We start from the raw sequence: 15,910 nt of genomic DNA on the forward strand, positions 1-15,910 counted from the left end.
TGCGGGGCCGCGCCGATGGCCGCTCGGGGCCCTTGGGGCCGCGATCCCAATCGAATGATAGAATTTCCTGTTTACCCGGCCCGGGTTCCTCCTTACACGATTCTGTCGTTATATATATGGATTCCTTTGCCAAGGAGACGCTTCCGGTATCGCTGGAAGAAGAGATGCGCCGCAGTTACCTCGATTACGCGATGAGCGTGATCGTCGGGCGGGCGCTACCGGATGTGCGGGACGGGCTCAAGCCCGTCCACCGGCGCGTGCTCTACGCGATGCACGAGCTCAACAACGACTGGAACCGCGCCTATAAGAAGTCCGCGCGTATCGTCGGGGACGTCATCGGTAAGTACCACCCCCACGGCGACCAGTCCGTTTACGACACCATCGTCCGCATGGCGCAGGATTTCTCCATGCGCTACATGCTGGTCGACGGCCAGGGCAACTTCGGTTCCATCGACGGCGACAACGCCGCGGCGATGCGTTACACCGAAATCCGCCTGGCCAAGATCGCCCACGAGCTGCTCGCGGACATCGACCAGGAAACGGTCGACTTCGGTCCCAACTACGATGGCAGCGAGCAAGAACCCCTGCTGCTGCCCTCGCGCCTGCCGAACCTGCTGGTCAACGGCAGTTCGGGCATCGCGGTCGGCATGGCCACCAACATTCCGCCCCACAACCTCCAGGAAGTGGTCGACGGCTGCCTTTACTGCCTGCGCAATCCCGCGTGCTCGGTCGATGAACTCATGGAGATCATCCCGGCGCCGGACTTCCCCACGGGCGGCGTCATCTATGGCATGTCCGGGGTGCGCGAAGGCTATCGCACCGGTCGCGGCCGCGTCATCATGCGCGCCAAGACCCACTTCGAGGACATGGAGAAGGGCAACCGCCAGGCCATCGTGGTCGACGCGATCCCCTACCAGGTCAACAAGAAGACGCTGCAGGAACGCATCGCCGAGCTGGTCAACGACAAGAAGATCGAAGGCATTTCCGACATCCGCGACGAGTCCGACAAGGACGGCATGCGCCTGGTGATCGAGCTCAAGCGCGGCGAAGTGCCCGAGGTGGTGCTGAACAACCTCTACAAGAACACGCAACTGCAGGACACCTTCGGGATGAACCTGGTGGCGCTGGTCGACGGCCAGCCCCGCCTGCTCAACCTGAAGCAGATGATCGACTACTTCCTGCAGCATCGCCGCGAAGTGGTCACCCGCCGCACCGTGTTCCAGCTGCGCAAGGCCCGCGAACGCGGCCACGTGCTGGAAGGCCTGGCCGTGGCGCTGGCCAACATCGACGACTTCATCGCCATCATCAAGGCCGCGCCGACGCCTCCCGTCGCGCGCCAGGAACTGATGGCCAAGTCGTGGGATTCCTCGCTGGTGCGCGAAATGCTGTCGCGCGCCGACGGCGACACGCCGGGAGGCCGCGCGGCCTTCCGCCCGGACGACCTGGGCGCCGAGTTCGGCCTGCAGGGCGACGGCCTGTACCGCCTGAGCGATACCCAGGCCCAGGAAATCCTGAACATGCGCCTGCAGCGCCTGACCGGCCTGGAGCAGGACAAGATCGTCGGCGAATACAAGGACGTCATGTCCGCCATCGCCGACCTGCTGGACATCCTGGCCCGTCCCGAGCGCATCACGACCATCATCGGCGAAGAGCTGCAGGCCATCAAGGCCGAGTTCTCCACCGGCGCCAAGGACACGCGCCGCTCGGAAATCGAGCTGAACGCGACCGAACTCGACACCGAAGACCTGATCACGCCCACCGACATGGTCGTGACGCTGTCGCACGGCGGCTACATCAAGAGCCAGCCGCTGTCCGAGTACCGCTCGCAGAAGCGCGGCGGCCGCGGCAAGCAGGCCACGGCGATGAAGGAAAACGACTGGATCGACCAGCTGTTCATCGCCAACACCCATGACTTCCTGCTGTGCTTCTCGAACCGTGGCCGGGTCTACTGGCTCAAGGTCTGGGAAGTGCCGCAAGGCACGCGCAACTCGCGCGGCAAGCCGATCGTCAACATGTTCCCGCTGGCCGAAGGCGAGAAGATCACGGTGGTGCTGCCGGTCAAGGAATTCAGCGAAGACCACTACGTCTTCATGGCGACCTCGCGCGGCACGGTCAAGAAGACCCCGCTGTCCGACTTCTCCAACCCGCGCAAGGCCGGCATCATCGCGGTCGACCTGGACGATGGCGACTACCTGATCGGCGCTGATCTCACCGACGGCAAGCACGACGTCATGCTGTTCTCGGACGCCGGCAAGGCCGTGCGCTTCGACGAGAACGACGTGCGCCCGATGGGCCGCAACGCCCGCGGCGTGCGCGGCATGATGCTCGAGGACACGCAGAACGTGATCGCGCTGCTGGTGGCCGGGGACGAAACGCAGAGCGTGCTGACCGCCACCGAAAACGGCTACGGCAAGCGCACCCCGATCACCGAGTACACGCGCCATGGCCGCGGCACCAAGGGCATGATCGCCATCCAGACCAGCTCGCGCAACGGCAAGGTGGTCGGCGCCGTGCTGGTGATGCCGTCGGATGAAATCATGCTGATCACCACCGGCGGCGTGCTGGTGCGCACCCGGGTCGCGGAAATCCGCGAAATGGGCCGCGCCACGCAAGGCGTCACCCTCATCAACGTCGACGACGGCAGCTCGCTGTCCGGCGTGCGCCGCGTGGTCGAGAGCGACGCGGACGATGACAGCGAAGACCTGGACGATGGCCAGGAAGAGGGCAACGGCGACGCCGCTGCAACGGATTCGACGGAACCTACGGAGCAATAATGGCCCGCCCCTGGAACTTCTCGGCAGGCCCCTCGGCCTTGCCCGAGGTGGTACTGCAGCAAGCCGCTGCGGAAATGCTGGACTGGCACGGCAGCGGCATGTCCGTGATGGAAATGAGCCATCGCGGCAAGCACTTCGTGCAGATCTGCGACGAAGCCGAAAGCGATCTGCGCGATCTGCTCGGCCTGTCTCCCGACTACGCGGTGATGTTCATGCAGGGCGGGGGTTCCGGGGAGAACGCCATCGTTCCCATGAATCTCATGGGGCGGCGCGGCACGCCGGCGGCCGACTTCGTCGTGACCGGCCACTGGTCTTCGCGTTCCCACAAGGAAGCCGGCCGCTATGGTGACGCGCAGGTCGCGGCCACCAGCGGCCAGGCAACGCAGCTGGACGGGCGCGAACAGGCGCCGTTCACCTGGGTGCCGCCGGTCGACACCTGGAAGGTGCGCAAGGAATCGGCGTACCTGCACCTGTGCAGCAACGAGACCATCGGCGGCGTCGAATTCCTGGACTGGCCCGACACGGCCGCGCTCGGCGCGCCCGACGTGCCGCTGGTGGTCGACGCCTCCTCGCATTTCCTGTCGCGTCCGATGGACGTGAGCCGCTGCGGCATGATGTACGCCGGCGCCCAGAAGAACGCCGGCCCGGCCGGCGTGACCATGGCCATCTGCCGCCGCGACCTGATCGGCCATGCACTGCCGATCTGCCCGTCGGCCTTCGACTACGCCAACGTGGCCGCCGAGCATTCGCGCTACAACACGCCGCCGACCTTCGCGATCTACATCGCCGGGCTGGTGTTCAAGTGGGTCAAGGCCAATGGCGGCGTGGCCGGCATGGAAGCGGCCAACAAGGCCAAGGCCGAACTGCTGTACGGCTACCTCGATAGCACCAGCTTCTACCGCAATCCGATCCACGCCCCCGTGCGCTCGCGCATGAACGTGCCGTTCGTGCTGCGCGACGAATCGCTCAACGACGCCTTCCTGCAAGGCGCCGACGCGTCCGGCCTGACCCAGCTCAAGGGCCACAAGAGCGTGGGCGGCATGCGCGCCTCGATCTACAACGCCGTGCCGCTGGCCGCCGTGGCCGCGCTGGTTGAGTACCTGAAGGAATTCGAGCGCCGCTATGGATGACGACCTGCAGCGCAAGCTGCGCCCCTTGCGCGACCGCATCGACGCGCTCGATGCCCAGATCCTGGACCTCCTGTCGCAGCGCGCCCGCGCCGCGCAGGAAGTGGGCGAAGCCAAGCATGCCGCCCATGCCGACGGCCCGGTGCTGCGCCCCGAGCGTGAAGCCGAGGTCATCCGTCGGCTGCAGCAACTCAACCCCGGTCCGTTTCCCGCGGCCGGCGTGGCCTCGGTCTGGACCGAGATCATCTCGGCCTGCCGTGGCCTGGAGCGCGGCATGACCGTCGCCTACCTGGGCCCGCAGGGCTCGTTTTCGGAGCAGGCCGCGCTGGAGCATTTCGGCCACGCGGTGCAAAAGCTGCCGTGCGTGTCGTTCGACGAAGTCTTCCGCGCCGTCGAGGCGGGGCAGGCCGACGTCGGCATGGTGCCGGTCGAGAACTCGACCGAGGGCGCGGTCAACCGCAGCCTGGACCTGCTGCTGAACACGCCGCTACGCATCCTGGGCGAGCGTTCGCTGGTCATCCGCCATTGCCTGATGTCGCAGTCCGGCAACATGGACGGCATCAAGACGATCTCTGCCCATCCGCAGGCGCTGGCCCAATGCCAGGGCTGGCTGACGCGCAATTACCCGGACCTGGAACGCGTCGCCGCGGCCAGCAATTCCGAGGCCGCGCGCGTGGCCGCGTCCGATCCGACCATCGCGGCCATCGCTGGCGAAGTGGCCGCGCCGGCCTGGAACCTGCAGGTCGTCAGCGCCGGCATCCAGGACGATCCGCACAACCGCACGCGCTTCCTGGCCATCGGCAACATCGAGCCGCTGGTCAGCGGCAAGGGCAAGACCAGCCTGATCCTGGCGGTGCCGAATCGCGCGGGCGCGGTCTATGAAATGCTGGCGCCGCTGGCGGCCAACGGCGTGTCGATGACGCGCTTCGAGTCGCGGCCGGCCCGCACCGGCGAGTGGGAATACTATTTCTACGTCGATGTCCTGGGACATCGCAACGATCCGAATGTCGCGCTCGCCCTGGATACCCTGCGGGCGCAGGTTGCCTACCTGAAAGTGCTGGGTTCCTACCCGGCGCCGTGAGTCCTCCATGACCAACACCTCCAAGCCTCTCGCCGCTCCCGCGCACGTCAGCGCCATCGCGCCTTACCAGGCAGGCAAGCCCATCGAGGAACTGGCCCGCGAATTCGGGCTGGATCCGGCCGGGATCGTCAAGCTGGCCTCCAACGAGAACCCGCTGGGCATGCCGCAGTCGGCGCGCGCCGCCATGCTGGCCGCCGCCGAGTCGCTGGCGCGCTATCCGGACCCCAACGGCTTCGATCTGAAGGCCGCGCTGGCCGCGCGCTACGAAGTGCCGATGAACTGGATCACGCTGGGCAATGGCTCCAACGACATCCTGGAAATCGCAGCGCTGGCGCTGCTGGAGCCGGGTACGTCGGCGGTCTACGCGCAACATTCGTTCGCGGTCTACCGCCTGGCCACGCAGGCCCGCGGCGCGCGCCACATCGTGGTGCCGGCCAAGGACTACGGCCATGACCTGGACGCCATGTTCGAGGCCATCGCCGACGACACGCGCCTTTTGTTCATCGCCAACCCCAACAACCCCACCGGCACCTTCGTGCCGGGCGACCAGGTGGCCGCGTTCCTGGAGCGCGTCCACGCCGCCCACGGCGATCGCGTCACGGTGGTGCTGGACGAGGCCTACAACGAATACCTGGAACCGCAATTCCGGTTCGACAGCACCGCGCTGGTGCGCCGCTATCCCAACCTGATCGTCTCGCGCACGTTCTCCAAGGCCTACGGCCTGGCCGGCCTGCGCGTGGGCTTCGCGGTGGCGCAGCCGGCCCTGACCGACCTGCTCAACCGCGTGCGCCAGCCGTTCAACGTCAACACGCTGGCGCAGGCCGCCGCCGTGGCCGCGCTGGGCGATGCCGCCTACCTGGAACAGGCGTACACGTCCAACAAGGCCGGCAAGGCGCAGCTGTGCGAAGCCTTCGACCGCCTCAAGCTGCGCTACGTGCCCAGCTACGGCAACTTCGTGCTGGTGCACGTGGGCGATGCGCCGCGCATCAATCTGGCGCTGCTCAAGCGCGGCGTGATCGTGCGCCCCGTGGCCGGCGACGGCCTGCCCGAGTGGCTGCGCGTGTCCATCGGCCTGCCGCAGGAAAACGCCCGCTTCATCGACGCGCTGACCGCCATCCTGTCCGAATGAACGGCGCTTCCTCCAAGCCGAATCAGGGGGCCGCTGGCCCCCTGATTCCTGTGTTGGCCGTTGTCGGCGTGGGCCTGATCGGCGGTTCCTTCGCCGCGGCCTTGCGCCGGGCGGGGCAGGTGGGACGGGTGCTGGGCGTGGGCCGCAATGCCGCGTCGCTGGCGCGCGCGGTGGAGCTGGGCCTGATCGACGAAGCCGTCAGCGCCGAAGAGGCCGCCGCCCGCGCCGACCTGGTGTTCCTGGCCACGCCCGTGGGCGGCCTGAAGGACATGCTGGCGCGCATGCTGCCGCATCTGCGTGATGCGACGCTGCTGACCGATGGCGGCAGCACCAAGGCCGAGGTGGTCGATGCCGCCCGCCTGGCGCTGGGCGCGCGCATCGGCCAGTTCGTGCCGGGCCATCCCATCGCGGGCGCCGAGCGCAGCGGCCCCGAGGCCGCCGATGCCGACCTGTATCAAACCCGTTGCGTCATCCTGACGCCGCTGGCCGAGAACAGTGCCGCCGCCATTGCCCTGGTGCGCGACGCGTGGCGGGCCTGTGGCGCGCAAGTGATCGACATGGAGGCCGGCGCGCATGACCGGGTGCTGGCGTCGGTCAGCCACCTGCCGCACCTGCTGTCGTCGGTGTACATGGAACAGGTCGCGACCGCCGAGGACGCCGCCACGCGGCTGGCGCTGGCCGGCAGCGGCTTTCGCGATTTCACCCGCATCGCGGCGGGATCGCCCGAGATGTGGCGCGATATCTTTCTATCCAACCGCAACGCCATGCTGGCCGAGCTGGCGGCCGTGCGCGCCGTGCTGGATCGGGCCGAGCGCGCGATCGATGGCGGCGACGGCGCGGCCTTGCTGGCATTGCTGGACACGGCGGCGCAGGCGCGCCGCAACTGGCGCAAGGAGTAATCGACATGGGCGCGTTGCCTTTCCTGGATCTGCCGCGCGTGCGGCGCGCGCAGGGCGTCATGGCCTTGCCCGGCTCCAAGAGCATTTCCAACCGCGTGTTGCTGCTGGCAGCCATCGCCGAGGGCGAGACCGCCATCACGGGGCTGCTGGATTCGGATGACACCCGCGTGATGCTGGCCGCCCTGCGGCAGTTGGGCGTGGCGGTGTCCGAGCTGGCCGAGGGCCGTGTCACCGTGCGCGGCGTGAGCCGCTTTCCGGTCGACAGCGCCGACCTGTTCATGGGCAACGCCGGCACCGCCATCCGGCCGCTGACGGCGGCCTTGGCGCTGATGGGCGGGGACTACCGCCTGTCCGGCGTGCCGCGCATGCACGAGCGTCCCATCGGCGACCTGGTCGATGCGCTCAAGGCGCTCGGCGCCCGCATTGACTACCTGGGGCAGCCTGGCTACCCGCCGCTGCATATCGGCCGCGGCGAGATCGCGACGCCGGCCGTGACGCAGGTGCAAGGTTCGGTCTCCAGCCAGTTCCTGACCGCCTTGCTGATGGCCGCGCCGCTGCAGGCCGGCCAGAGCGGCCAGCCGGTGGTGATCGAGGTGCTGGGCGAACTGATCTCCAAGCCCTACATTGAAATCACCCTGAATCTCATGGCGCGTTTCGGCGTGACCGTGCAGCGCGATGGCTGGAGCCGCTTCACCATCGCCGGCGGCGCCCGCTACCGCAGCCCGGGCCGCATCGCGGTCGAGGGCGATGCCTCCACCGCGTCGTATTTCCTGGCGCTGGGCGCCATCGGCGGCGGTCCGCTGCGGGTGACCGGCGTGGGCGCCGACAGCATCCAGGGCGACGTCAAATTCGCCGAGACTCTGGCTGCCATGGGCGCGAGCGTGACCTACGGCGACGGCTGGATCGAAGTGACCGGCGTGCGCGTGGCCGAGGGCGGTCGCCTGAAGGCCTTTGACACCGATTTCAACCTGATTCCCGACGCCGCCATGACGGCCGCCGCGCTGGCGCTGTACGCCGATGGCCCGTGCCGCCTGCGCAATATCGGCAGCTGGCGCGTCAAGGAAACCGATCGCATCCACGCCATGCAGACCGAGCTGGAGAAGCTGGGTGCGCGGGTGGAATCGGGGCCGGATTGGCTGAGCGTGACGCCGCCCGCCGAGGGGGGCTGGCGCGGCGCGCACATCGGCACCTGGGACGACCACCGCATGGCGATGTGCTTCTCGCTGGCCGCGTTTGGCCCGGCGGCGGTGCGGATTCTGGATCCGGGTTGCGTCAGCAAGACGTTCCCGGGTTACTTTGATGTCTACGCCGGCCTGGTGTCGGCGTAGCGACCACGGGCTCCGGCCCATTTTCCCTACATGACTTCGACTGATCCGATCGTGACTTCCGCTGCTCCCGTCATCACCATCGACGGCCCGACCGCCTCGGGCAAGGGCACCGTCGCCCACCGCGTCGCCAAGGCGCTGGGCTGGGCGGTGCTGGACAGCGGCGCGCTCTACCGGCTGACCGCCCTGGCGGCGATCAACCGCGGCGTCGACGCGGCCGACGAGCCCGCCGTGGCCCGCGTGGCCGAGACGCTGGACGTGCGTTTCGACGGCCCCCATGTCTACCTGGAGGGCGCCGACGTCGGCCATGAGATCCGGCGCGAGGCCGTTGGCAATTTCGCTTCCCGCGTGGCCGCTTTTCCCGGGGTGCGGCAGGCGCTGCTCGGGCGCCAGCGCGCTTTCCGCCTGCTTCCCGGGCTGGTCGCGGACGGCCGCGACATGGGCACGGTGGTGTTCCCTGATGCGTCCCTGAAGGTGTTCCTGGTGGCCGATGTGGTCGCGCGGGCTGAGCGGCGGCGTAAGCAGTTGATCGAAAAGGGAATTTCTGCTAATCTAGACGACCTTTTGCGGGATATGCGCGAGCGGGATGCCCGCGACACGCAGCGCGCCACGGCGCCCTTGGCTCCCGCAGCGGATGCACACGTGCTGGATTCGTCGAATCTGACGATTGCGGAAACCGTGCAGGCAATACTGGATCTCTGGCAGGCCCGTCCGACGCATTAAGCGTATCAAGTGTGGCGTATCGAGTGCGGTGTATCGAGCGCGGTGTATCAAGCGCATGAGTCGATGCACATGAGTCGATGCACATGAAACGCATGAGGCTTACGGCGCAGGCACCCGCCAGTCTTTTTTATCGGCCCTGTCCTGGCCAGGCGACACCCCCACGGGACACCCCGCAAGGGCAAACCGGCAGGCAGGTATTTTGACTCCACTGTGGCGGGCAATCCGCTGCGGTGTGTTTTTAACGGCCATTTCGGCCCAATGGATTTCAACCCCATGTCTTCCGTTTCCACTACCGCCACCGGCGGCGAAAGTTTCGCCGACCTTTTCGCCCAGAGCCTCAAGAGCCAGGACATGAAGTCCGGCGAGGTCATCAGCGCCGAAGTCGTGCGCGTCGACCACAACTTCGTCGTCGTCAACGCCGGCCTGAAGTCCGAAGCGCTGATCCCCCTGGAAGAGTTCCTGAATGACCAGGGCGAGCTCGAAGTGCAACCCGGCGATTTCGTCTCGGTGGCCATCGATTCCCTGGAAAACGGCTACGGCGACACCATCCTGTCGCGTGACCGCGCCAAGCGCCTGTCGGCCTGGCTGCAACTGGAAAAGGCCCTGGAAAACGGCGAGCTGGTCACCGGCACCATCACCGGCAAGGTCAAGGGCGGCCTGACCGTCATGACCAACGGCATCCGCGCGTTCCTGCCGGGTTCGCTGGTGGACCTGCGTCCGGTCAAGGACACCACCCCGTACGAAGGCAAGACCCTCGAATTCAAGGTCATCAAGCTCGACCGCAAGCGCAACAACGTCGTGCTGTCGCGTCGCCAGGTGCTGGAAGCCAGCATGGGCGAAGAGCGCCAGAAGCTGCTCGAAACCCTGCACGAAGGTGCGGTGGTCAAGGGCGTGGTCAAGAACATCACCGATTACGGCGCGTTCGTGGACCTGGGCGGCATCGACGGCCTGCTGCACATCACCGACATGGCCTGGCGCCGTGTGCGTCACCCGTCCGAAGTCCTGCAAGTGGGTCAGGAAGTCGAAGCCAAGGTCCTCAAGTTCGACCAGGAAAAGAGCCGCGTCTCGCTGGGCGTCAAGCAGCTGGGCGAAGATCCGTGGGTGGGCCTGGCTCGCCGCTACCCGCAAGGCACCCGCCTGTTCGGCAAGGTCACCAACCTGACCGACTACGGCGCGTTCGTTGAAGTCGAAGCCGGCATCGAAGGCCTGGTGCACGTCTCCGAAATGGACTGGACCAACAAGAACGTCGATCCGCGCAAGGTCGTGACCCTGGGCGAAGAAGTCGAAGTCATGGTCCTGGAAATCGACGAAGACCGTCGTCGCATCTCGCTGGGCATGAAGCAGTGCCGCCAGAACCCGTGGGAAGAGTTCGCCACCAACTTCAAGCGTGGTGACAAGGTCCGCGGCGCCATCAAGTCGATCACCGACTTCGGCGTGTTCGTCGGCCTGCCCGGCGGCATCGATGGCCTGGTTCACCTGTCCGACCTGTCGTGGACGGAAACCGGCGAAGAAGCCGTGCGCAACTTCAAGAAGGGCGACGAGATCGAAGCCGTGGTTCTGGGCATCGATACCGACAAGGAACGCATCTCGCTGGGCATCAAGCAGCTGGAAGGCGACCCCTTCAACAACTTCGTTGCCACGTTCGACAAGGGCGCCGTGGTTCCGGGCACCATCAAGTCGGTCGAAGCCAAGGGCGCCGTCGTGACGCTGTCCGTGGACGTCGAGGGCTACCTGCGCGCTTCCGAGATCTCCTCGGGCCGCGTCGAAGATGCCACCACCGTGCTGACCGCCGGCGAGAACATCGAAGCCATGATCGTCAACATCGACCGCAAGACGCGTTCGATCCAGCTGTCGATCAAGGCCCGCGACAACGCCGAAACCGCCGAAACGATCCAGCGCATGTCCGACGCCAGCGCTTCGTCCGGCACCACCAACCTCGGCGCGCTGCTGAAGGCCAAGCTGGACCAACAGCGCAACGACGGTTAATTCGTGACCAAGTCGGAGCTGATCGCCGCCTTGGCGGCCCGCTATCCTCAGCTGGCCGCCCGCGACACCGATTACGCGGTCAAGACCGTGCTCGATGCGATGACCCAGGCCCTGGCCTCGGGCCAGCGCATCGAAATCCGCGGTTTTGGCAGCTTCTCGCTGTCGCAGCGGTCTCCCCGTATCGGCCGCAACCCGAAATCCGGCGAACAAGTGCTGGTGCCTGGCAAACAGGTGCCGCACTTCAAGGCGGGCAAGGAATTGCGCGAGCGGGTGGACTTGGTCGGCGGCAACGACGAGGACGCTCAATCCTCTGGATCGAGCGAACCGATGCCGTCCATGGCAAGCTTGCACGCCATGCATTGACGGCACGGCCAGCAAGCCGCCTGCGGGCGGATCGGACCGCGAGCAAAGCCCCTTGAGCAATCAAGGGGCTTTGTTTTTGGGCTTCCCGCCCACGGGCGTGGCGACCATCGAAGGCGTGCCTTTGAAGGGCGATACACGAGGTGTGGAGGTCGCTTACAATTGACCCTCTCGAATTCTTAGGAGCATGCGTCATGCGCTACCTTGTCTGGGCCCTGCGATTGCTCGTGTTCGTGGCGGTATTGATGTTCGCGTTGAAGAACACCGATCCCGTCGCCGTGAAGTTCTATGCCGATTACGTGGTGCAGGACGTGCCGCTGATCGTCGTCATGCTGGTGGTGTTCGTGGTCGGCGCCCTGTTCGGCCTGCTGCTGACCGTGCCCGCCGCCATGCGCCGCCGCCGCGAGGCCATCCGCCTGCGCCGCGAACTCGACCGCGTGCAGGCCGCCGTGGCCGGCACCACGCCGGCCGTGCCGCCGGAAGCCGTCGCCCCGATGTCGCCGCTGTGACGGCGCCGCGCCATCCGCAGGCCTTTCTTTTCCGCATTGAATCTACGCAAGAGCCCGCATAGTGGATTTTGAACCTTGGTGGTTGATATTCGTGCCGGTGTTGTTCGCGCTGGGCTGGTTGGCCGCGCGCTTCGACATCCGGCAGATGCTGCGGGAGACCCGCAGCCTGCCCGATTCGTATTTCCGGGGCCTGAACTTCCTGCTCAATGAGCAGCCCGACCGCGCCATCGACGCGTTCGTCGAGGTGGCCAAGCTCGATCCCGAAACCACCGAACTGCACTTCGCGTTGGGCAGCCTGTTCCGTCGCCGCGGTGAAATGGAACGCGCCATCCGCGTGCACCAGAGCCTGCTGAACCGTTCCGACCTGCCCGCCGCCGAGCGCGAGCACGCCCAGCACGAACTGGCGCAGGACTTCCTCAAGGCCGGCATGCTCGACCGCGCCGAATCCGGTTTCGAGCAGCTCAAGGACACGCGCTACGCCTTGCCGGCGCTGCGTTCGCTGATCCGCATCTACGAATCCGAGCACGACTGGCCGCGCGCCATCGAGGCCGTCAAGACGCTGCATGGCCTGGTCGACGAGCCGGTGCCGCAGATCGTGCATTACTACTGCGAGCAGGCCGCGACCGCGCTGGCCGCCAAGCCTCCCAATGCCGATGCCGCGCACGCCGCCCTGGATGCCGCCGACCACGCCCTGTCGACCGCCGATGCCGGCATGTCGAGCAAGGGCGCCATGGTGCGCACCGCGATGCTGCGCGCCCGCCTGGCGCTGATCGAGCAGGATCCCAAGCGCGAGCGCCTGTACCTGGAGTCGGTCATGACCGACGCCCCCGAGTACGCCGGCCTGGTGGCCGAGCAGCTGCTGGCCAACTACCGCGCCGCGGGCCAGGCTGAGGCCGGGCTGGAGTTGTTGCAGCGCCAGTACGCCCGCCATGCCTCGCTCGACCTGTTCAATGTTGTGTTCCGCGAGTTGCGCGTGCAGCAGGGCTCGGCGCCGGCCTGGGCCTTTGCCCGCGGCGCCCTGCGCAGCCATCCCTCGCTGCTTGGCCTGGACCGTCTGCTGGAGGCCGAACTGGCCAACTCGGAAGGCGCCACCGAAGAGGGCCCCGTGCCCGGAGCCGACCTCACGCTGCTGCGCAGCCTGATCCACAAGCATACGCAACGACTGGACCGCTACGCGTGCCGGAGCTGCGGTTTTCAAGCGCGCCGTTTCTACTGGCAATGTCCTGGCTGCAATGCCTGGGAAACCTACGCGCCGCGTCGTCTGGAAGAACTTGAATGAGCCAATTTCCCGCCGAATCCATTTCGCATAGCCGCGTGCTCGTGGTGGGCGATGTCATGCTGGACCGTTATTGGTTTGGCGAGGTGGAGCGCATTTCCCCCGAGGCGCCGGTGCCGGTGGTGCGCGTCGCGCGCCGCGAGGACCGCCTGGGCGGCGCGGCCAACGTGGCGCGCAACGTCGCCGCGCTGGGCGGTCATGTCACGCTGGTGGGCGTGCTGGGCGAGGACGAGGCTGGCGACAGCGTGCGCCGCCTGGCCGCCGAGGCCGGCATCCAGGCCGACCTGATCACCGACCTGAGCCTGCACACCACGCTGAAGATGCGCGTGCTGGGCCGCCAGCAGCAGTTGCTGCGCGTCGACTTCGAACAGCATCCGGCGCCGGAAGCGCTCGACAGCATCGATGCCGCCCTGGCGCGTCACCTGGCCAATCACGACATCGTGGTGCTGTCCGACTACGCCAAGGGTGTGCTGACGCGGGTCGAGTCGCTGATCGCGCTGGCCCGCAGCGCCGGCATCCCGGTGCTGGTCGATCCCAAGGGCGATGACTATTCGCGCTATCGCGGCGCCACGCTGGTCACGCCCAACCGTTCCGAAATGCAGCAGGCCGTGGGCCGCTGGAATTCCGAATCCGAACTGACCGATCGGGCGCAGCGCCTGCGCGCCGATCTGGACCTGGAAGCCTTGCTCGTGACGCGTTCCGAGCAGGGCATGACTTTGTTTACCGACACGGGCCGCGAGCACATCGACGCGCAGGCGCACGAGGTGTTCGACGTGTCCGGCGCGGGCGATACCGTGCTGGCGACGCTGGCCGTCTCGCGCGCCATCGGCCTGCCGTGGGCGGATGCCATGGGCTGGGCCAACCGGGCCGGCGGCATCGCCGTGGGCAAGCTGGGCACGTCCGTTGTCACCGCCGCCGAACTGGCAGGAGAACTCTCATGATCGTTGTTACCGGAGCCGCGGGCTTCATTGGCAGCAACCTGGTGCGCGGCCTGAACCGCCGCGGGATCGAAGACATCATCGCGGTCGATGACCTGACCGAGGGCGACAAGTTCGTCAATCTTGTGGACTGCAAGATCGCCGACTACCTGGACAAGGACGACTTTCGCCGCCGCGTCGCCGATGGCAGCCTGCCGGAGATCCGCGCCGTTTTGCATCAGGGCGCCTGCTCGGACACCACCGAGCGCAATGGCCGCTACATGCTCGACAACAATTACCGCGTCACGCTGGAGCTGTTCGAGTTCTGTCAGGCGCGCCGCATTCCTTTCCTGTATGCCTCGTCGGCCGCGGTCTACGGCGGTTCTTCGGTCTACGTGGAAGACCCGGCCAATGAAGGTCCGCTGAACGTCTACGGCTATTCGAAACTGCTGTTCGACCAGGTGCTGCGCAAGCGCATGGACAGCCTGACCGCGCAGGTCGTGGGCCTGCGCTATTTCAACGTCTACGGCCCGCACGAGCAGCACAAGGGCCGCATGGCCTCGGTGGCTTTCCACAACATGAACCAGTTCCTGGAACATGGCCACGTGCGCCTGTTCGCCGGCTGGGACGGCTATGTGGATGGCGGCCAGAGCCGCGACTTCATTTCGGTGGAGGATGTGGTGGCGGTGAACCTGCATTTCCTCGACCATCCCGAACAATCGGGCATCTTCAATTGCGGCACGGGCCGCGCCCAGCCGTTCAATGACGTCGCGGCGGCCGTGGTCAATACCCTGCGCGCCGAACGCGGCGAAGCGCAATTGACGCTGGCACAACTGGTGGAGCTGGACCTGATCCGCTACATCCCGTTCCCCGACGATCTGAAAGGGCGCTACCAGAGCTACACGCAGGCCGACGTCACTCGCCTGCGCGCGGCCGGCTTCAAGGCGCCCATGCGCGATGTGCAGACCGGCGTGTCCGAGTACGTGCGTTATTGGCGCGCCCGCAAGTAAGCCGGCACGTGGCCGTCCCGGGGGGGGCGCCCGGGGTAAGAAGCCGCCGCGACAGGCGGCTTTTTTCTTGCCTGCGTGGTTGCCGAGGTGGATCAAACCGTTCACTGCGCGCCCGCCGGCGTGTTCCGGCGGGCCATGATCCGGAGGTGGCGCCACAGCCGTTGCGCCGCTTTTTTTCCGGAGACCTGTCCATGAATCCCTTCCTCTATTCCCCCATCGCCCGTCGCCTGCCGGCGTTGCCGTGGCGGCGTTCGTGCGCCGCCGTCACAGGACGCTGCCAGCCCGGCCTGCGCCGGGCGTTGGGCGCCGCCCTGCTGGCCGCCGGCGTGGCGCACGCGCCGGCGCAGGCGCTCGATCTGAACGACGCCACCGCGCAACAGCTCGAGGCCATTCGCGGCATCGGCCCGCGCACGGCGCAGATGATCGTCAGCGAGCGCGAACGAGCCGGCCGGTTCGAGTCCTTGCAGGACCTGGCCGAGCGGGTGCGCGGCATCAGCCAGAAGAAGGCCGAGGCCCTGGGCGCCGCCGGCTTGACGGTGGGCGAGGCCGGTTCCGCGTCCAAGGCCGCGGATGGCATGGCCAAGCCGGCCGGTGCCCGACCCGTCGGCCATCCGCCCGCGGCCGCGGCGGCGGTCAAACCGCCCGTGGCCGCGAAGGCGGCGGGGGCGACGCGGGCGGGTGGGCCGGCCGCGGCCCGGCCACGCCCCTGATCCGCGCCGGCCCGATCCCGGCGCTGTGTTGAACCCCTGGCGCGAGCGCGGCTTTTGGCGGCGCCCGGCGCCGGGCGGGGTTAT

At 67.2% G+C, this 15,910-nt stretch carries 14 protein-coding genes; all 14 read left to right on the forward strand.

Annotated elements, in window-relative coordinates; translation table 11 throughout:
- Nucleotides 1-116: 116 nt before the first annotated feature.
- The 14 genes from gyrA (at nt 117) to AruCF_RS04975 (ending at nt 15,826) form a co-directional block, all read left to right on the forward strand.
- Entirely contained in the window at nt 117-2,774 is a 2,658-nt protein-coding gene (gene gyrA, locus AruCF_RS04910) for a DNA gyrase subunit A (RefSeq protein WP_049072335.1), read from the forward strand.
- Nucleotides 2,774-3,904, forward strand: a complete 1,131-nt coding sequence (serC, locus tag AruCF_RS04915; protein ID WP_049072336.1) for a 3-phosphoserine/phosphohydroxythreonine transaminase — start codon at nt 2,774-2,776, stop codon at nt 3,902-3,904. Before gyrA ends, serC begins: the two co-directional genes overlap by 1 nt.
- Nucleotides 3,897-4,982, forward strand: coding sequence for a prephenate dehydratase (pheA, locus tag AruCF_RS04920; protein WP_083036566.1), 1,086 nt, complete (start codon nt 3,897-3,899; stop codon nt 4,980-4,982). The genes serC and pheA overlap by 8 nt, the downstream gene beginning before the upstream one ends.
- A 7-nt stretch (nt 4,983-4,989) precedes the next feature.
- Nucleotides 4,990-6,111, forward strand: a complete 1,122-nt coding sequence (gene hisC / locus AruCF_RS04925) for a histidinol-phosphate transaminase (RefSeq protein WP_049072339.1) — start codon at nt 4,990-4,992, stop codon at nt 6,109-6,111.
- Nucleotides 6,108-7,010: a prephenate dehydrogenase gene (locus tag AruCF_RS04930; protein WP_049072341.1), complete on the forward strand. Its 903-nt coding sequence runs from the start codon at nt 6,108-6,110 to the stop codon at nt 7,008-7,010. The genes hisC and AruCF_RS04930 overlap by 4 nt, the downstream gene beginning before the upstream one ends.
- A 5-nt stretch (nt 7,011-7,015) precedes the next feature.
- On the forward strand, nt 7,016-8,338 hold the full coding sequence (aroA, locus tag AruCF_RS04935) for a 3-phosphoshikimate 1-carboxyvinyltransferase (RefSeq protein WP_049072342.1): 1,323 nt from the start codon (nt 7,016-7,018) through the stop codon (nt 8,336-8,338).
- Nucleotides 8,339-8,368: 30 nt separating this feature from the next.
- The gene (gene cmk, locus AruCF_RS04940; protein WP_049072344.1) at nt 8,369-9,058 is read left to right on the forward strand and encodes a (d)CMP kinase; all 690 of its coding nucleotides are present in this window, start codon (nt 8,369-8,371) and stop codon (nt 9,056-9,058) included.
- 273 nt (nt 9,059-9,331) lie between these two features.
- A complete protein-coding gene (gene rpsA, locus AruCF_RS04945) occupies nt 9,332-11,044 on the forward strand; it encodes a 30S ribosomal protein S1 (protein ID WP_026382780.1) in 1,713 nt (570 codons plus the stop codon).
- Between the two features lie 3 nt (nt 11,045-11,047).
- On the forward strand, nt 11,048-11,407 hold the full coding sequence (locus AruCF_RS04950; protein ID WP_049072346.1) for an integration host factor subunit beta: 360 nt from the start codon (nt 11,048-11,050) through the stop codon (nt 11,405-11,407).
- Between the two features lie 191 nt (nt 11,408-11,598).
- Complete coding sequence (locus AruCF_RS04955) at nt 11,599-11,913, forward strand: lipopolysaccharide assembly protein LapA domain-containing protein (RefSeq protein ID WP_049072347.1); 315 nt, start codon at nt 11,599-11,601, stop codon at nt 11,911-11,913.
- Nucleotides 11,914-11,974: 61 nt separating this feature from the next.
- Nucleotides 11,975-13,192, forward strand: a complete 1,218-nt coding sequence (gene lapB, locus AruCF_RS04960) for a lipopolysaccharide assembly protein LapB (RefSeq protein WP_049072349.1) — start codon at nt 11,975-11,977, stop codon at nt 13,190-13,192.
- Nucleotides 13,189-14,130 (forward strand): D-glycero-beta-D-manno-heptose-7-phosphate kinase, encoded by a 942-nt coding sequence (rfaE1, locus tag AruCF_RS04965; protein WP_053085994.1) that lies wholly within the window; start codon nt 13,189-13,191, stop codon nt 14,128-14,130. The genes lapB and rfaE1 overlap by 4 nt, the downstream gene beginning before the upstream one ends.
- A complete protein-coding gene (rfaD, locus tag AruCF_RS04970; RefSeq protein ID WP_049072350.1) occupies nt 14,127-15,116 on the forward strand; it encodes an ADP-glyceromanno-heptose 6-epimerase in 990 nt (329 codons plus the stop codon). The genes rfaE1 and rfaD overlap by 4 nt, the downstream gene beginning before the upstream one ends.
- A 191-nt stretch (nt 15,117-15,307) precedes the next feature.
- On the forward strand, nt 15,308-15,826 hold the full coding sequence (locus AruCF_RS04975; protein WP_080977346.1) for a ComEA family DNA-binding protein: 519 nt from the start codon (nt 15,308-15,310) through the stop codon (nt 15,824-15,826).
- Nucleotides 15,827-15,910: the final 84 nt, after the last annotated feature.

This window comes from Achromobacter ruhlandii, from assembly GCF_002082135.1.
In the GTDB taxonomy this organism is placed as follows: domain Bacteria; phylum Pseudomonadota; class Gammaproteobacteria; order Burkholderiales; family Burkholderiaceae_B; genus Achromobacter; species Achromobacter ruhlandii.